18 protein-coding genes are annotated in these 16,563 nt (G+C 62.1%); all 18 read left to right on the plus strand.

Going from position 1 to position 16,563, the window contains the following annotated elements:
* Positions 1-48 precede the first annotated feature (48 nt).
* On the plus strand, positions 49-987 hold the full coding sequence (fabD, locus tag HX839_RS09925) for an ACP S-malonyltransferase (RefSeq protein WP_023659248.1): 939 nt from the start codon (positions 49-51) through the stop codon (positions 985-987).
* A gap of 30 nt (positions 988-1,017) precedes the next feature.
* Positions 1,018-1,761 (plus strand): 3-oxoacyl-ACP reductase FabG, encoded by a 744-nt coding sequence (fabG, locus tag HX839_RS09930; RefSeq protein ID WP_004371297.1) that lies wholly within the window; start codon positions 1,018-1,020, stop codon positions 1,759-1,761.
* 192 nt (positions 1,762-1,953) lie between these two features.
* Positions 1,954-2,190 carry an acyl carrier protein gene (gene acpP / locus HX839_RS09935; RefSeq protein WP_004371293.1) on the plus strand — a complete coding sequence of 79 codons (237 nt, stop codon included), beginning with the start codon at positions 1,954-1,956 and terminating at the stop codon, positions 2,188-2,190.
* A gap of 110 nt (positions 2,191-2,300) precedes the next feature.
* Complete coding sequence (gene fabF, locus HX839_RS09940) at positions 2,301-3,545, plus strand: beta-ketoacyl-ACP synthase II (RefSeq protein WP_004371291.1); 1,245 nt, start codon at positions 2,301-2,303, stop codon at positions 3,543-3,545.
* The gene (pabC, locus tag HX839_RS09945) at positions 3,545-4,360 is read left to right on the plus strand and encodes an aminodeoxychorismate lyase (protein ID WP_177066999.1); all 816 of its coding nucleotides are present in this window, start codon (positions 3,545-3,547) and stop codon (positions 4,358-4,360) included. Before fabF ends, pabC begins: the two co-directional genes overlap by 1 nt.
* Before the next feature lies 1 nt (position 4,361).
* Positions 4,362-5,480 (plus strand): endolytic transglycosylase MltG, encoded by a 1,119-nt coding sequence (gene mltG, locus HX839_RS09950; RefSeq protein ID WP_177067000.1) that lies wholly within the window; start codon positions 4,362-4,364, stop codon positions 5,478-5,480.
* Positions 5,481-5,499: 19 nt separating this feature from the next.
* The gene (gene tmk, locus HX839_RS09955) at positions 5,500-6,132 is read left to right on the plus strand and encodes a dTMP kinase (protein WP_177067001.1); all 633 of its coding nucleotides are present in this window, start codon (positions 5,500-5,502) and stop codon (positions 6,130-6,132) included.
* Positions 6,125-7,114 carry a DNA polymerase III subunit delta' gene (locus tag HX839_RS09960; protein WP_004371282.1) on the plus strand — a complete coding sequence of 330 codons (990 nt, stop codon included), beginning with the start codon at positions 6,125-6,127 and terminating at the stop codon, positions 7,112-7,114. Before tmk ends, HX839_RS09960 begins: the two co-directional genes overlap by 8 nt.
* A gap of 63 nt (positions 7,115-7,177) precedes the next feature.
* Positions 7,178-7,963 carry a TatD family hydrolase gene (locus HX839_RS09965; RefSeq protein WP_017475806.1) on the plus strand — a complete coding sequence of 262 codons (786 nt, stop codon included), beginning with the start codon at positions 7,178-7,180 and terminating at the stop codon, positions 7,961-7,963.
* A 438-nt stretch (positions 7,964-8,401) separates the two neighbouring features.
* Positions 8,402-9,055, plus strand: coding sequence for a TetR/AcrR family transcriptional regulator (locus tag HX839_RS09970; protein ID WP_004371278.1), 654 nt, complete (start codon positions 8,402-8,404; stop codon positions 9,053-9,055).
* 139 nt (positions 9,056-9,194) lie between these two features.
* A complete protein-coding gene (locus tag HX839_RS09975; RefSeq protein ID WP_102369698.1) occupies positions 9,195-10,163 on the plus strand; it encodes a GTP 3',8-cyclase MoaA in 969 nt (322 codons plus the stop codon).
* Between the two features lie 75 nt (positions 10,164-10,238).
* Entirely contained in the window at positions 10,239-10,844 is a 606-nt protein-coding gene (locus HX839_RS09980; protein ID WP_063027950.1) for a DUF4823 domain-containing protein, read from the plus strand.
* 17 nt (positions 10,845-10,861) lie between these two features.
* Positions 10,862-11,422 carry a DUF1285 domain-containing protein gene (locus HX839_RS09985; RefSeq protein ID WP_102604967.1) on the plus strand — a complete coding sequence of 187 codons (561 nt, stop codon included), beginning with the start codon at positions 10,862-10,864 and terminating at the stop codon, positions 11,420-11,422.
* Between the two features lie 70 nt (positions 11,423-11,492).
* Complete coding sequence (locus HX839_RS09990) at positions 11,493-12,206, plus strand: GntR family transcriptional regulator (protein WP_080673275.1); 714 nt, start codon at positions 11,493-11,495, stop codon at positions 12,204-12,206.
* Positions 12,203-13,204: an ADP-ribosylglycohydrolase family protein gene (locus HX839_RS09995; RefSeq protein ID WP_004371263.1), complete on the plus strand. Its 1,002-nt coding sequence runs from the start codon at positions 12,203-12,205 to the stop codon at positions 13,202-13,204. The genes HX839_RS09990 and HX839_RS09995 overlap by 4 nt, the downstream gene beginning before the upstream one ends.
* Positions 13,205-13,402: 198 nt before the next feature.
* The gene (locus tag HX839_RS10000) at positions 13,403-14,869 is read left to right on the plus strand and encodes a cytosine permease (protein ID WP_177067002.1); all 1,467 of its coding nucleotides are present in this window, start codon (positions 13,403-13,405) and stop codon (positions 14,867-14,869) included.
* Positions 14,862-15,782 carry a PfkB family carbohydrate kinase gene (locus tag HX839_RS10005; RefSeq protein ID WP_023659250.1) on the plus strand — a complete coding sequence of 307 codons (921 nt, stop codon included), beginning with the start codon at positions 14,862-14,864 and terminating at the stop codon, positions 15,780-15,782. The genes HX839_RS10000 and HX839_RS10005 overlap by 8 nt, the downstream gene beginning before the upstream one ends.
* A gap of 38 nt (positions 15,783-15,820) precedes the next feature.
* Positions 15,821-16,549 carry a class I SAM-dependent methyltransferase gene (locus HX839_RS10010; protein ID WP_177067003.1) on the plus strand — a complete coding sequence of 243 codons (729 nt, stop codon included), beginning with the start codon at positions 15,821-15,823 and terminating at the stop codon, positions 16,547-16,549.
* The last annotated feature ends 14 nt before the right edge of the window (positions 16,550-16,563 follow it).

Below are 16,563 nucleotides of genomic sequence, written 5' to 3' on the forward strand. Positions count from 1 at the left end.
CGTGTGGGGCGCCAATTTCCGACGACCAGATCATTAGGGGCTTGTTACATGTCTACATCCCTCGCATTCGTCTTTCCAGGGCAGGGTTCGCAGTCCCTCGGCATGTTGGCCGAGCTGGGCGCGGAACATCAGTTGGTCCTGGACACTTTCAAGGAAGCCTCCGATGCCTTGGGTTACGACCTGTGGGCACTGACCCAGCAAGGGCCGGAAGAGCTGCTCAATCAAACCGACAAGACCCAACCCGCCATCCTCACCGCCTCTATCGCCCTGTGGCGCCTGTGGCTGGCTGAAGGCGGCGCACGTCCGGCCTACGTTGCCGGTCATAGCCTGGGCGAATACAGCGCCCTGGTGGCCGCTGGCAGCCTGACCCTCGGTGAAGCGGTCAAGCTGGTGGAGCGTCGTGGCCAGTTGATGCAGGAAGCGGTTCCTGCCGGGCAGGGCGGCATGGCTGCCATTCTCGGCCTGGAAGATGCTGACGTGATTGCCGCCTGCGCCGAAGCGGCCCAGGGCGAAGTGGTCAGCGCCGTGAACTTCAACTCCCCTGGCCAGGTGGTGATCGCCGGCGCCAAGGCGGCGGTAGAGCGCGCCATCGAAGGCTGCAAGGCCCGTGGCGCCAAGCGTGCGTTGCCGTTGCCGGTCAGCGTGCCGTCCCACTGCGAACTGATGCGCCCGGCTGCCGAGCGTTTCGCCGAGTCGATCGCTGCGATCAACTGGCAGGCGCCGCAGATTCCGTTGGTGCAGAACGTCAGTGCCGCCGTGGCCTCTGACCTGGAAACCCTCAAGCGCGATCTGCTGGAACAGCTGTACAAGCCGGTTCGCTGGGTTGAGTCGGTGCAGACCCTGGCCGCCAACGGCGCCACCCAATTGGTAGAGTGCGGCCCGGGCAAAGTCCTCGCCGGCCTGAACAAGCGTTGCGCCGAAGGCGTGTCGACTTCCAACCTCAATACCCCGGATGCCTTCGCTGCCGCTCGCGCAGCCCTGGCCTGACGTTAATTTCCGAACCTAGGAGAAGCCTGCATGAGTCTGCAAGGTAAAGTTGCACTGGTCACCGGCGCAAGCCGTGGCATTGGCCAGGCGATCGCCCTGGAGCTGGGCCGTCTGGGCGCTGTGGTCATCGGTACCGCAACCTCCGCCGCCGGCGCTGAACGTATTGCCGCGACGCTGAAGGAAAACGGCGTCCAGGGCACCGGTCTTGAGCTTAACGTGACCAGCGATGAGTCCGTGGCGGCCGTATTGGCTGAAATCACGGCGCAATTCGGTGCACCGGCTATTCTGGTGAACAATGCCGGTATTACTCGCGATAACCTGATGATGCGTATGAAAGACGACGAGTGGCATGACGTCGTTGATACCAACCTGAACAGTCTGTTTCGCCTGTCCAAGGGTGTTTTGCGCGGCATGACCAAGGCTCGTTGGGGTCGAATTATCAATATTGGCTCTGTTGTGGGTGCCATGGGCAACGCAGGCCAAGTAAACTACGCAGCCGCCAAGGCCGGTCTGGAAGGTTTCAGCCGTGCATTGGCGCGTGAAGTAGGCTCGCGGTCGATTACGGTCAACTCGGTGGCCCCAGGGTTCATCGACACCGATATGACCCGCGAATTGCCTGAAGCGCAGCGTGAAGCGTTGCTGACGCAGATTCCGCTGGGCCGTCTGGGCCAGGCTCAAGAGATCGCGAATGTGGTCGCTTTCCTGGCATCCGACGGTGCGGCATACGTGACTGGGGCTACAATCCCGGTGAACGGCGGGATGTACATGAGTTAAATTGTGACGGATCGCTTCAAAAAAATGTCATACGAGCTGTCTAAAATCCGTTATAAAGCTGCAATCTATTTATAGGCAGATGGCCAATAGGGTACGAGGGTGAAGCTTTCAGTTGAAAAGCTGAAAAGTCTTTCTATACACTTACCCACTGGCCAGCTGCCTGAATTTGTCCATTAGGAGTGAAAACAAGGTATGAGCACCATCGAAGAGCGCGTCAAGAAAATCGTTGCCGAGCAACTGGGCGTTAAAGAAGAAGAAGTGACCAACAGCGCTTCCTTCGTTGAAGACCTGGGTGCCGACTCCCTTGACACCGTTGAGCTGGTGATGGCTCTGGAAGAGGAATTCGAGACCGAAATCCCGGACGAAGAAGCTGAAAAAATCACTACCGTTCAAGCTGCTATCGACTACGTTACTAGCCACCAGGCGTAATAGTTTGTAATCGTCGCTTGCTGTGATGGAAAAACCGCACTGCCCTATGGCGTGCGGTTTTTTCCTTTAAGCCTGATGCAAAGTGTCGTCATTAGAAAAAGGAGAGTGCTGTGTCGCGTAGACGCGTCGTAGTCACCGGTATGGGTATGTTGTCGCCACTGGGTACGGATGTGCCGAGCAGTTGGCAGGGCATTCTGGCTGGCCGCAGTGGTATTGGTCTGATCGAACACACGGACCTTTCTGCCTATTCCACCCGTTTTGGCGGCTCGGTAAAGGACTTCAATGTCGAGGAATATCTCTCGGTCAAAGAGTCCCGCAAACTCGACCTGTTCATTCAATACGGCCTGGCAGCCGGTTTTCAGGCGGTGCGTAATGCCGGCCTGGAAGTCACCGACGCCAACCGTGAGCGCATCGGCGTGGCCATGGGTTCGGGTATTGGCGGTCTGACCAATATCGAAGAAACCAGCCGCACCCTGCATGAGTCCGGCCCTCGCAGAATTTCACCGTTCTTCGTGCCTGGCTCGATCATCAACATGATTTCCGGTTTCCTGTCCATCCACTTGGGTGCCCAGGGGCCCAACTACGCCATTTCCACGGCGTGCACCACGGGCACTCACTGCATCGGCATGGCGGCGCGCAATATCGCCTATGACGAGGCCGACGTGATGATCGCTGGCGGTGCCGAGATGGCCGCCTGCGGTTTGGGCATGGGCGGCTTCGGCGCGTCCCGTGCGTTGTCGACCCGCAATGACGAGCCGACCCGTGCCAGCCGTCCGTGGGACAAGGGCCGTGACGGTTTTGTTCTGGCCGACGGTGCCGGTGCGCTGGTACTCGAAGAGCTGGAGCACGCGAAGGCCCGTGGCGCCACCATCTACGCCGAGCTGATTGGTTTCGGCATGAGCGGTGATGCGTACCACATGACCTCGCCTCCGTCGGACGGCGCGGGTGCTGCACGCTGCATCACCAATGCGTTGCGTGATGCCAAGGTCAACGTTGACCAGGTGCAGTACATCAATGCCCATGGCACTTCGACCCCGACCGGCGACCTGGCGGAAGCCGAGGCCATCAAGTCGGTGTTCGGCGAGCATGCCTACAAGCTGGCGGTCAGTTCCACCAAGTCCATGACCGGGCACCTGTTGGGTGCGGCGGGCGCGGTCGAGGCAATCTTCAGCGTGCTGGCCATCAAGGATCAGGTCGCTCCGCCGACCATCAACCTCGATGAACCGGATGAGGGCTGCGACCTGAACTTCGTGCCTCACGAGCCGCAGAAGATGCCGATCGACGTGGTGCTGTCCAACTCGTTCGGTTTTGGTGGTACCAACGGTTCCCTGGTGTTCCGCCGGTTCGCCGAGTGATGGAGAGCTGGGTCGACGGTCAGCCGGCGGGCGCAGTGCCCCTGAAAGACCGTGGCCTGGCATACGGTGATGGGCTGTTCGAGACCATTGCCGTCAAGGCCGGGCAGCCCGTGCTGCTTGACCGCCACCTGCAGCGCCTTGAAGAAGGTTGCAGGCGGTTGGCGATTGTTGCGGATCAACCCCTGATCCGCAGCGAATTGCTGGCCTACGCCGCTGCCCTCGGTGACGGTGTACTCAAGTTGATCCTGACCCGTGGCGACAGCCAGCGCGGTTATGGCATCAGTGCTGGCGCTCCGGCGCGGCGCATTCTGCAAGGCAGTCCACCTGCCACTTATCCCCCGGAACATGCAGCGTCAGGCATTCGCCTGTTTGCGTGTACCACGCGTTTGTCCGAGCAACCGTTGCTTGCCGGCCTCAAGCACCTCAATCGCCTGGAACAGGTATTCGCCCGCGCCGAGTGGCAGGATGCCGATCACGCCGAAGGTTTGATGCTGGATATGTCCGGTCGAGTCATCGAAGGCGTGTTCAGCAACCTGTTCCTGGTGTGTGACGGCGTGTTGCTGACCGCTGATCTGAAACGCTGCGGCGTCGCCGGCGTCATGCGGGCCGAGCTGTTGGCCCAGGCGCAGGCGTTGGGCATCCCGACAAGCGTGGCCGATATCAGCCTTGAGCAGCTGCAACAGGCCGATGAAGTCTTGGTGTGCAACAGCGTATATGGCATTTGGCCGGTGCGCGGATGTGCTGCGATGAGCTGGCCGGTTGGGCCGCTCACCCGTAAACTGCAGGGCATTGTTCGCGCACTATTGGATATTTGATTTGAGACGTAAATTTGTATTGTTGCTGGAGATCGGTCTGGTCCTGGCGGGTTTGCTGCTGGGCGCTTCGGCCTGGAAGCTGAACTCGGCCCTTGAACAGCCCCTGAGTCTGACCCAGGAGCAATTGCTGGATGTACCGGCTGGCGCGACGCCCACCGGCACCTTCAATCGCCTGGAAAATGACGGCGTGCTCAAGGATGCGTTCTGGTTGCGTCTCTACTGGCGCTTCAACCTCGACGGCCAGCCGCTGCACAGCGGCGAATACCGCATGACCCCGGGCCTCACCGCCGAGGGCCTGATCGGCCTGTGGCAGCGTGGCGAAGTGGTGCAGTACAGCATTACGCTGGTGGAAGGCTGGAACTTCCGCCAGGTGCGCGCGGCCCTGGCCAAGCATGAAAAGATCGAGCAGACCCTGTCCGGCCTGAGTGACAGCGAGGTGATGGAAAAACTCGGCCACCCGGGCGTATTTCCTGAAGGGCGCTTCTTCCCGGACACCTACCGCTTCGTGCGTGGCATGAGCGACGTTGAACTACTGAAAAAATCCTACAACCGTCTGGACGATGTCCTCGCCCAGGAGTGGAGCAAGCGCGCGGCCGATGCGCCGTACACCGACCCCTATCAAGCGCTGATCATGGCCTCGCTGGTGGAGAAAGAAACCGGCGTGCCGGAAGAGCGCGGCCAGATCGCCGGGGTATTCGTGCGGCGCATGCAGATCGGCATGCTGCTGCAAACCGACCCGACGGTGATCTACGGCCTCGGCGAGCGCTACACCGGCAAGCTGACCCGCGCGCACCTCAAGGAAGCCACGCCCTACAACACCTACGTGATCGCCGGCCTGCCGCCGACGCCGATCGCCATGGTCGGGCGTGAGGCGATTCATGCTGCGCTGAACCCGGTGGCGGGCAGCAGCCTGTATTTCGTTGCCCGAGGCGATGGCAGCCATATTTTCTCGGATAACCTGGATGCGCATAACGCAGCAGTGCGTGAGTTCCAGATGAAGCGCCGCGCCGATTACCGTTCCAGCCCGGCGCCGGCGGCAAAGCCTGCGGACGCGCCGCTGGATACGCCCGCCGAGCCGGCTCCGGCACCCGATGACGCCGCACCGCAAAGCCCGCAATGACTCTGACTAAGGACTGCCTGTGACTGGCTTGTTTATTACCCTGGAAGGCCCGGAAGGCGCCGGCAAGAGCACCAACCGTGAATACCTGGCCGAGCGCCTGCGCGCCGAAGGTATCGAGGTGCTGCTGACCCGTGAGCCTGGCGGCACGCCACTGGCCGAGCGTATCCGTGAAGTGCTGCTGACGCCGGGCGACGAACAGATGAACCCCGACACCGAGCTGTTGCTGGTGTTCGCCGCCCGCGCCCAGCACCTGGCCGAAGTCATTCGCCCGGCACTGGCCCGGGGCGCCGTGGTGATTTGTGACCGGTTTACCGATTCCACCTATGCCTATCAGGGCGGCGGTCGTGGCTTGTCCCTGGAGCGCATTGCGGCCTTGGAAACCTTCGTCCAGGGCGATTTGCGGCCCGACCTGACCCTGGTGTTCGATCTCCCGGTGGAAATCGGCATGGCCCGTGCCACCGCCCGGGGTCGCCTCGATCGTTTCGAACTGGAAACCCGAGTCTTTTTTGAAGCTGTGCGCAGCGCGTTCCTCAAGCGCGCCGAAGCCGACCCCGCTCGTTACTACCTGTTGGACGCCGCACAACCGTTGACTCAGGTTCAGCAGTGCATTGACGCCCTGTTGCCGAAGCTTGTGGAGCGTGTCCGTGGCTGAAGCCTACCCGTGGCAGGACAGCCTCTGGCAGCAACTGGCGGGCCGTGCCCAGCACGCCCACGCCTACCTGCTCCACGGCCCGGTGGGCATCGGCAAGCGCGCCCTGGCCGAGCGGCTGATGGCCAGCTTGTTGTGCCAGCGGCCCAACGGCCTGGAAGCCTGCGGCGAATGTAAATCCTGCATGCTGCTCAAGGCCGGCAGCCACCCGGACAACTATCTGCTGGAACCGGAAGAGGCCGACAAGGCGATCAAGGTCGACCAGGTGCGTGATCTGGTCAGCTTCGTGGTGCAGACCGCGCAGATGGGCGGGCGCAAGGTGGTGCTGATCGAACCGGTGGAGTCGATGAACATCAACGCCGCCAACGCCTTGCTCAAGAGCCTGGAAGAACCGTCCGGCGATACCGTACTGCTGCTGGTCAGCCACCAGTCCAGCCGCCTGCTGCCGACCATCCGCAGCCGCTGCGTGCAGCAGGCCTGCCCGTTGCCGAGCGAAGCCATGAGCCTGCAGTGGCTGGCCCAGGCGTTGCCGGACTGCGGCGAGGCGGAGCGCGTCGAGTTGCTGACCCTGGCGGCCGGTTCGCCTCTGGCGGCGGTCAAGCTCCAGGCCCAGGGCGTGCGTGAACAGCGTGCGCTGGTGGTGGACGGGGTGAAGAAACTGCTCAAGCAGGAAGTGTCGGCCACGCAACTGGCCGAAAGCGCCTGGAAAGACATTCCCTTGCTGCTGCTGTTCGACTGGTTTTGCGACTGGTCGAGCCTGATCCTGCGCTACCAGCTGACCCAGGACGAAAACGGCCTTGGGCTGCCGGACATGCGCAAAGTCGTGCAATACCTGGCGCAGAAGAGCGCCCAGGACAAGGTGCTGAACATCCAGGACTGGATCCTCGCCCAACGCCAGAAGGTCCTCGGCAAGGCCAACCTCAATCGCGTGCTGTTGCTTGAGGCCTTGCTGGTGCAGTGGGTCGGTTTGCTCGGCCGCCGTTAATTTCAGTGGCCGACGGGTGTATCGTTGGCCAGACACTTTCCGTGACTCTAGTTGTAGATCCCTATGCTCGTAGATTCCCATTGCCACCTTGATCGCCTCGACCTGGCCCAGCACGGCGGCTCCCTCGACGCCGCCCTTGAAGCTGCGCGCCAGCGTGGGGTAGGGCACTTCCTGTGCATCGGCGTCAGCGCGGAAAACGCCGCCGACGTCAAAGCCCTGGCCGATCGTTATGCCGATGTCGACTGCTCGGTGGGCATTCACCCGCTGGACCTCAAGCCCGGCGAAGCCCCGGCCCTCGACTGGCTGCTCGGTGAACTCAATCACCCGCGCGTGGTGGCCATCGGTGAGACCGGCCTGGATTACCACTACGAACCGGAAGCTGCCGAGTTGCAGCAGGCGTCGTTCCGTCTGCACCTGCAAGCCGCCCAGCAGACTGGCAAGCCGGTGATCGTCCACACCCGTGGCGCCCGTGCCGACACCCTGACCCTGCTGCGCGAAGCCGCGCTGCCCCAGGCTGGTGTGCTGCATTGCTTCACTGAAGACTGGGACATGGCCAAGGCCGCGCTGGACCTTGGTTTCTACATTTCCTTGTCGGGCATCGTGACCTTCCGCAACGCCGATGCCCTGCGCGATGTTGCACGCCAGGTCCCGGCAGACCGCCTGCTGGTGGAAACCGATTCGCCGTACCTGGCGCCAATTCCTCATCGCGGCAAACCCAACCTGCCGGAATATGTACGGGATGTGGCGGATTACCTGGCGATGCTGCGGGGCGAGTCCTACGAGCGCTTTGCCGAGCAGACCACCGAGAACTTCAAGCGCCTGTTCCCGCTGGCCCACGTCGGCCACTGAATCGCAGGCAAAAAAAACCCGGGTTCTGGGGGGTGAATCCGGGCTAAGACCATTAGGAGTAAAACAAGGGTACGCAGTCCGTCGGTACCCAGGTCGACGCGTCACTTGGGGGAGATGCCACGCCGACATTTCAAGTATTGATCAGTATCCGATTCAGTCCAGCCACATCTGATCGTTTTTTAAACAGATTTGGAATACGCCCGCTTCGGTTGAGTTCTCATTGGATGCGATGCACACGCGCCAATCACCTGTTTTATTTCTGACTCGAATCGGCACATTCGTTGGCGTGTTGTAAGTTAAGTGCAAAGGTTGTTCATATAGGCGTTGCCCAACGACCGTTCAGTCGGGATAATCCCGCGCACCGGGTAAAACGTTCCGACAAGCACGGCTTGGGGAGCGAACGCCCTTCCAATATCCATCTCTGCAGACCTTTTTCTTATGCACAAAGAACCCCGCAAGGTCCGTGAGTTTCGCCGCCGCGAGCAGGAAATTCTCGACACCGCACTCAAGCTGTTCCTCGACCAGGGTGAAGACAGCGTCACCGTCGAGATGATTGCGGATGCCGTGGGTATCGGCAAAGGCACCATCTACAAGCACTTCAAGTCCAAGGCCGAGATCTACCTGCGCCTGATGCTCGACTACGAGCGCGACCTGAACGAGCTGCTGCACTCGGCCGATGTCGACAAGGACAAGGAAGCGCTGTCCCGCGCCTACTTCGAGTTCCGCATGCGTGACCCGCAGCGCTACCGCTTGTTTGATCGCCTGGAAGAAAAAGTGGTGAAGGGCCATCAGGTGCCGGAAATGGTCGAGGAGCTGCACAAGATCCGTGCCTCGAACTTCGAACGCCTGACCCTGCTGATCAAGGGCCGTATCAGCGAAGGCAAGCTCGAAGACGTGCCACCGTATTTCCACTACTGCGCCGCCTGGGCGTTGGTGCACGGCGCGGTGGCGTTGTACCACTCGCCGTTCTGGAGCAATGTGCTGGAAGACCAGGAAGGTTTCTTCCAGTTCCTGATGGACATCGGCGTGCGCATGGGCAACAAGCGCAAGCACAGCACTGATTTGCCGAACGCCGAAACGCCGGCCACTTGAATCATTCGCCAGCGTGATGGCGATATGATTTCCTGCCCAGCGCAGTAACCCAGGAATATACTCAGGCAAGGACCTTGCTAAAACTTGATTTTTCAGTCAGGTTTTAGTGCGCCCGAATTATCCTCTGCCGGAGTGATCCATGATCGTTGATCGTCAAGGCAGGCGATTCCGCAATTTGCGGATCAGCCTGACCTCAGCCTGCAATTACGCCTGTACCTACTGCGTGCCCAACGGCAAGCGGCTGGTGGCTGCGCAGGACGAACTGTCGGCCGAGGCGATGGCGCGGGGTGTCGAGTACCTGATCGAGGCCGCCGGCATCGAGCGCCTGCGGATTACCGGCGGTGAACCGTTGGTCAGCCCCAAGCTGGAAGCCTTCATGGGCGCGGTGGGGCAGATGGGGCTCAGTGATATCAGCCTGACCACCAACGGCCAACTGCTGGCGCGCAAACTGCCGCTGCTGGTGGACGCCGGGATTCGCCGGATCAACGTGTCCCTCGACACCCTGGACGCCGACGCCTTCCGCAGCATCGCTCGCGGTGGCGACCTGGCCACCGTGCTCGATGGCATGGACCAGGCGAGCGCCGCCGGAATCAAGATCAAGGTCAACATGGTGCCGCTGCGCGGCCAGAACCTCGACCAGGTGATGCCGCTGCTTGACTACTGCCTGGAGCGTGGCTACGAGTTGCGCTTTATCGAATTGATGCGCATGGGCCATCTGGCCACCGATTCCAACGCATTCCTCCAGCAGTTCGTCAGCCTCCAGCAATTGCTCAGCCTGATCGGCGAACAGTACGAATACCTGCAAGCCAACGCCCCGGTGGACGCCACTGCCGTGCGCTACGAAGTGCCCGGCAAAGGTTTCTTCGGTGTCATCGCCAACGAAAGCGTGCCGTTCTGCCGGACCTGTTCGCGTTTGCGCCTGTCGTCCACCGGCTGGCTGCATGGCTGCCTGTCGTCGAGCAACCGCCACTACGTCGGCGACCTGCTGGACAAACCCCGCCACCAGGCCCTGCCGGCCTTGCAGCGCTTGTTGGTCAAGGCCTTGGGTGACAAGCAGGAAGTGGCCTTCTCCGGCGGCGCCACCATCATGAAGATCATCGGCGGCTAGTCCCGCAAGCTGGCGCAAAATCTGCATCTCGTGCCCATTCGCCGGTTTTCCGTCACCGGCCTTTGGAGAATTAGGATGCGTAGTCTGGTTTTGGTGCTGGCGTCACTCGCGCTGGGTGGCTGCATGACCGTCAGTGATATGGCCGAAGGCACGCGCTATCAGATGAGCGATGCCGGGCTGCTGGACCACAGCGATACTCGCCGCGTCAATTCGGTCCGCATACAGCCGGACTCCTTCGTCTTCATCGCCCAGGGCGCCTTCACCCCGCCGGGCAGTGCTTATCCACGGCCTAACGTGGTGGCCGAGGAAGCCTTCAACGGCTTTGTCGAATATTTTCCGATGGTCCGCCGCGCCCGCAAGCCGGAAGGCCTCGAGCAGGCGATGTCGGAAGCCCGCGCGGCGGGTGCGCATTACCTGCTGTACTGCCGCTTCGCCCAGGCGGATGACCGTATCGGCAACGCCGATGAATGGTCTGACCAGGAGGCGGTGGATCGCCTGGGTATCGACACCGGCACCATTCAGGTCATGTTGATTGAGACCAGCACCCAGTATTTGATTGATACTGTGCGGATTCACAGCCGTGGCGGTTTACTGACGTTCCACGACAACAAGCCTGATGACCTGATCGGCAAGCCCCTGGCGCACTACGCGCGCAGCCTGTTGGGCATGAGCGATCAGTAAGACACAAGGAGAGCAGCATGACCGATTCGGCCAAGGCCAATGAGTTGTTGGCGCAATTGCCCAAGGGCAAGGGGCCCGCGCCGGTGCATCTGTGGAACCCGGCGTTTTGCGGCGATATCGACATGCGCATCGCCCGCGACGGCACCTGGTTCTACATGGGCACGCCGATTGGCCGCAAGCCGATGGTCAAGCTGTTCTCCAATATCATTCGCCGCGATGGCGATGATTATTTCCTGATCACCCCGGTGGAAAAGGTCGGGATCAAGGTCGATGACGCGCCCTTTGTCGCCGTGACCCTGGAAGTCGAAGGGCAGGGCGAGAGCCAAGTCCTGCGCTTTACCACCAATGTCGATGAACAGGTCGAAGCCGGTATCGAACATCCGCTGCGGGTGATGATTGACCCGGAAACCCAGGAACCCTCGCCATACCTGCGGGTGCGCACCAACCTCGAAGCCCTGGTTCACCGCAATGCGTTCTACCAGCTGGTGGAGCTGGCGGTGACCCGTCCGATCAACGGTAAGAACTGGCTTGGCGTCTGGAGCGGCGGGGTATTTTTCCCCATCGGCCTGGAGCCCTGAGGCTGATTTCTCGCTCTCCCTGAAATAATTCGCTTGCTGTAGCCGGGCGCTTTCGGTTATCAATTTGTACATGATTAGACATGTCCGATTTGATAAGAAAAAACGCGTCGTCGACGAGCTGATCCGCCGTATCGAGGGTGGAGTGATGGCTGACGGTGTCCTGCTGCCGGGCGAGCACCAACTGGCCGAAGAGTTTTCTGTCAGCCGCGGCACCCTGCGTGAAGCCCTGGCCGAACTCAAGCGCCGCAGCTACATCGCCACCCAAAGCGGTGTCGGCTCCATCGTCACCTTCGACGGCATGGTGCTCGACCAGCGCAGCGGCTGGGCCCAAGCCCTGGCCGACACCGGCGCGGTGGTGACCTCCGAAATCCTGCGCCTGGAAGCGGTCACCCGCCCGGACCTGCTCAGCCGTCACGGCAGCGACCAATTCATCGCCCTCGACCGCCGCCGTCGCGCTGCCGACGGCACGTTCGTGTCCTTGGAGCGCTCGCTGATGCCGGCCTCGGGTGGCCTGGAAAGCCTGCCGCAAGTCGGCCTGATCGATAATTCCCTGACCATCACCCTGGCGGCCTATGGCTATGTCGGCGCCACCGGCAACCAATGGATCGGTGCCGAGCCTCTGAACGAAGAAGACGCCCAACTCCTGGGGCGCCCGGTGGGCACAGTGTTCCTCAAGGCCCTGCGCACCACCTACGACCGCCAGGACCGCTTCATGGAATCCGTCGAAAGCCTGCTCGACCCTCTGCATTTCCGCTTGCACCTTCAATTTGGAACACCGACATGACCGCCACCACCCGCGCCCTCGGCGCCTTCTACGGCCTGGCCTTGGGCGATGCGTTGGGCATGCCCACCCAGTCCCTGAGCCGCGAGCAGGTCAAGGCGCGTTTCGGCGCGATCACCGGCCTGGAAGATGCCGACGCCGATCAGCCGATCGCGCCGAACATGCCCAAGGGCTCGATCACCGATGACACCGAACAGGCGATCCTCGTCGGCCAGTTGCTGGTGGACGGGCAGGGCAGGATTGAACCCACCGAACTCGCCCAACGTTTGATCGACTGGGAAGCGGTGATGCGCGCCAAGGGCTCCCAGGATTTGCTGGGCCCGTCAACCAAACGGGCGATCGACATGATCCTGGCGGGCCATACCCCGGAAGAGTCCGGGCGCTACGGCACCACCAACGGCGCCGCCATGCGTATCACCCCGGTGGGCATCGCGGCGGACGTCAACGACCCGGCGCAGTTTATCCAGGCGGTGATCCAGGCGTGCCAGGTCACCCATAACACCAACCTGGGCATCTCCAGCGCGGCGGCGGTGGCGGCGGTGGTTTCCGCCGGGATCAACGGCGTCGATCTGGGCGAAGCGCTGAACATCGGCACGCAGATCGCCCAGCAGGCGGAAAACCACGGCCACTGGATTGCCGGCGGGCGCATCGCCACCCGCATCAGTTGGGCGCGCACCTTGAGTGTCGACAGCGGCGACAAGGCGCTGTTTACCGACCTGCTTTACGAATTGATCGGCACCTCCGTGGCGTCCCAGGAATCGGTGGTCGTGTCGTTTGCCCTCGCGCAGCAAGTCGCGGTGGGTGAAATGAACGCCATCGAAGCCCTGTGCATGGCCGCCAGCCTCGGCGGCGACACCGACACCATCGCCGCGATTCTCGGCGCGATGCTCGGTGCGTGCCTGGGGATGCAGTGCTGGCCTGAGGCGATGATCGAACAGGTCAAGCAGGTTAACCGCCTGGACCTGGAACCCTTGGTCCAAGGCCTGCTCGAGCTGCGCTGAGCACCGCAGATTAAAAAATGTGGGAGCGGGCTTGCTCGCGAAAGCGGTGCATCAGTGACACATGCGTTGCCTGACACACCGCTTTCGCGAGCAAGCCCGCTCCCACATTGATCCAGTCGAGTCAGGAAGACCGGCACACAGATTCAACTTGCCAACCTGCCACAACCACAAAAAAACAGGCATCAGGAGCACCCCACCATGAGTACGTCCTCTTCCGGCCAAAGCGCCGGGCAATTGGAAACACGCGGCATCGAGCCGGTCCCGGAAGGCGAGTGCAACGGCCATCCGCTGCAACTGTTCTGGGTCTGGTTTGCGGCCAACATCAGCATCCTCGGCTTGCCCCTGGGCGCGACCCTCGTAGCGTTTCGCGGCTTGGCGATCTGGCAGGCAATCATCGTGGCGATCCTCGGCGCCGCCGGCTCGTTTGCGGTGGTGGGCATCATCTCCATCGCCGGCCGTCGTGGCCGTGCACCGAGCCTGACCCTGTCCCGGGCGATCTTTGGCGTACGCGGCAATATCGGCCCGACGCTGGTGTCGCTGATGTCGCGCCTCGGCTGGGAAACCGTCAACACCACTACGGCTGCGTTCGTGCTGTTGTCGTTGTGCTCGATCCTGTTCAACTCGCCGGTTGCCGCCAAAAGCGCTCCGGTACTGACCCTGCTGTTCATCGGCATCTTCGTGCTGCTGACCCTCGCCGTGTCGGGCCTGGGCCATGCCACCTTGCTGGTGATCCAGAAGTGGGCCACCTACGTGTTCGGCGCACTGAATATCCTGGTGGGCGGCTTCCTCTGCGCCACCATCGACTGGAGCGCGGTATTCAACGCCTCGCCTGCGCCGTTGAGCGCGATGATCATCGGCGTCGGCACCATGGCCGCCGGTACCGGTATCGGCTGGGCCAACGCCGGTGCCGACATGTCGCGCTACCAGCACCGCAGCGTCAAGGCCGTGCGCCTGGTGGCCTCCGCGGCATTCGGTGCGGGGATTCCGCTGGTGCTGTTGATCACCCTCGGCGGCTTGCTGTCGGTGGGCAACAATGACCTGGCGTCGGCCACTGACCCGATCATCGCGATCCGCGACATGCTGCCGACCTGGATGGCGGTGCCGTACCTGATCACCGCGTTTGGCGGGCTGTTGCTGTCGAATAACCTGTCGGTGTACTCGGCGGGCCTCACCACATTGACCCTCGGCTTGAAGGTCAAGCGCGTGCACGCAGTGATCGTCGACATCGTCGCGATCTTCGCCGGTTCGATCTACTTCATGCTGATCGCCGACAGTTTCTACGGCCCGTTCATCACCTTCATCTCGCTGCTGGCGGTACCGATCACCGCCTGGGTCGGGATCTTTGTCGTCGACCTGATTCATCGCCACTACTACAGCCCCAAAGACCTGCTGGACGTAACGCCAAGCAGCGCCTACTGGTACCGCGGCGGGGTTGAATGGCGTGCATTTGGCGCCTGGGCGATTGCGATCGTGCTGGGCTTCAGCTTCACCACCATCGGCACCACGGCCGAGAACATCTGGTTCGCCGGGCCGCTGTCCGATTCGTGGCTGGGCCATAACGGCCTGGGCTGGATCGTCACCTTCCTGGTGGCCGGCGGGATTTATGCGGTACTGGGTGGCGCGGCTGATCGTCGTCCGGCTTTGGTAGAGAGCGCTAATGTCTAGATTGCTGCACAGCGGCCAGGTCATCGTCGACCTGGTCATGTCCCTCGACACATTGCCCGCCACCGGCGGCGATGTATTGGCCAACTCCGCCAGCTTCGAAGCCGGCGGTGGCTTCAACGTGATGGCCGCGGCCCGACGCAACGGCTTGCCGGTGGTCTACCTGGGCCGCCATGGCACCGGCCGCTTCGGCGACCTGGCGCGCGCGGCGATGCAGGCCGAGGGCATTGAAATGGCCCTGGCCGCCAGCGACGACAAGGACACAGGCCTGTGTGTGTCCCTGACCGAAGCCACTACCGAGCGCACCTTCATTTCCCATATCGGCGCTGAGGGTGACTTGCTGGCGCAAGACCTGGCCAATGCGGTACCACGCGACGACGACTACGTGTACGTCAGTGGCTACAGCCTGCTGCTGGAAGGCAAGGCGCAGGCGTTGCTCGATTGGCTATTGGCATTGCCGCGCCAGATCACGGTGGTGTTCGATCCGGGCCCGCTGGTGAAGGCACCGGACTCGGCCTTGATGGTCGCCCTGTTGCCGCGTATCGACATCTGGACCAGCAACGGTCCGGAAGCGCTGGCCTTCACCGGCGCGAGCGATCTGGCGGGGGCATTGCTCAAGCTCAACGAGCACTTGCCCGCCGACACCTTGCTGGTGGTGCGCGATGGGCCGAATGGCTGCTGGATCAGCCGTAATGGCCAGGCCGAGCATGTGCCGGGATTCAAGGTCAAGGCGGTGGACAGCAACGGTGCCGGCGATGCTCACGCCGGGGTGTTTATCGCCGGCCTGGCCAATGGTTTGGCGCCAGCTGTCGCGGCACGTCGCGCGAACGCGGCGGCGGCCTTGGCGGTCACGCGCTGGGGGCCGGCCACCTCACCGGGCACGGCTGAAGTGGATGCGTTGTTGAGCGAGGGCTGATTCGGCAGAATAGTCGCCATTCAGCACGGAGCAGCGTCATGACTCAGAACATCTACGACACCGAGGTTTTCTTCGAGGGCTACAGCAAAATGGGCCGCTCGGTAGAAGGCCTCGCCGGCGCGCCGGAGTGGCCGGCGTTGCAATCCATGCTGCCGCCGATGCCAGGGTTGAAAGTGGTGGACCTGGGTTGCGGCTACGGCTGGTTCAGTCGCTGGGCGCAGGAGCAGGGCGCCGAACAGGTGCTGGGGCTGGATGTCTCGCAAAAAATGCTGGCGCGGGCAGAGGAGATGACTTCGTCGTCGGCCATCACCTACGCCATTGCCGACCTGGAAAAACTCGAGCTGCCTGACGCCGCTTTCGACCTGGCCTATAGCTCATTGGCGTTCCATTACATCGTCGATCTTAAGGGCCTGTTCGCGCGTATCCATCAGGCTTTGGTCCCGGGCGGGCGGTTGGTATTTTCCATCGAGCATCCGATCTTCATGGCGCCACGGCAGCCGGGCTGGCTGATTGATGAGCAAGGGCGCAAGAGCTGGCCGGTGGACAGCTACCAGTTGCAAGGACCACGGGTGACAAACTGGCTGGCGGAGGGTGTGATCAAGCAACATCGCACCGTAGGCACGTTGCTGACGCTGTTGATCCAGGCGGGGTTTACCCTGACTCATGTCGACGAGTGGGGCCCGAGCGAAGCGGACCTGAAAGCCCGCCCCGCACTTGCAGAAGAGCTTGAGCGCCCAATGATGCTACTGGTGGCCGCCCACCGCTGATTCCGTGGCTGCAA

Origin of the sequence: Pseudomonas sp. I8001 (genome assembly GCF_013385345.1) — a bacterium.
Lineage (GTDB): Bacteria > Pseudomonadota > Gammaproteobacteria > Pseudomonadales > Pseudomonadaceae > Aquipseudomonas.

Bases quoted from the DNA above. Each gene is read 5' to 3' on its own strand.
- acpP (WP_004371293.1), top strand. From the start codon at position 1,954: ATGAGCACCATCGAAGAGCGCGTCAAGAAAATCGTTGCCGAGCAACTG.
- HX839_RS10010 (WP_177067003.1), top strand. From the start codon at position 15,821: ATGACTCAGAACATCTACGACACCGAGGTTTTCTTCGAGGGCTACAGC.
- HX839_RS09975 (WP_102369698.1), top strand. From the start codon at position 9,195: ATGATCGTTGATCGTCAAGGCAGGCGATTCCGCAATTTGCGGATCAGC.
- HX839_RS10000 (WP_177067002.1), top strand. From the start codon at position 13,403: ATGAGTACGTCCTCTTCCGGCCAAAGCGCCGGGCAATTGGAAACACGC.
- fabD (WP_023659248.1), top strand. From the start codon at position 49: ATGTCTACATCCCTCGCATTCGTCTTTCCAGGGCAGGGTTCGCAGTCC.
- HX839_RS09965 (WP_017475806.1), top strand. From the start codon at position 7,178: ATGCTCGTAGATTCCCATTGCCACCTTGATCGCCTCGACCTGGCCCAG.
- HX839_RS09980 (WP_063027950.1), top strand. From the start codon at position 10,239: ATGCGTAGTCTGGTTTTGGTGCTGGCGTCACTCGCGCTGGGTGGCTGC.
- HX839_RS09995 (WP_004371263.1), top strand. From the start codon at position 12,203: ATGACCGCCACCACCCGCGCCCTCGGCGCCTTCTACGGCCTGGCCTTG.
- HX839_RS09970 (WP_004371278.1), top strand. From the start codon at position 8,402: ATGCACAAAGAACCCCGCAAGGTCCGTGAGTTTCGCCGCCGCGAGCAG.
- HX839_RS09985 (WP_102604967.1), top strand. From the start codon at position 10,862: ATGACCGATTCGGCCAAGGCCAATGAGTTGTTGGCGCAATTGCCCAAG.
- HX839_RS09990 (WP_080673275.1), top strand. From the start codon at position 11,493: ATGATTAGACATGTCCGATTTGATAAGAAAAAACGCGTCGTCGACGAG.
- fabG (WP_004371297.1), top strand. From the start codon at position 1,018: ATGAGTCTGCAAGGTAAAGTTGCACTGGTCACCGGCGCAAGCCGTGGC.
- HX839_RS10005 (WP_023659250.1), top strand. From the start codon at position 14,862: ATGTCTAGATTGCTGCACAGCGGCCAGGTCATCGTCGACCTGGTCATG.
- pabC (WP_177066999.1), top strand. From the start codon at position 3,545: ATGGAGAGCTGGGTCGACGGTCAGCCGGCGGGCGCAGTGCCCCTGAAA.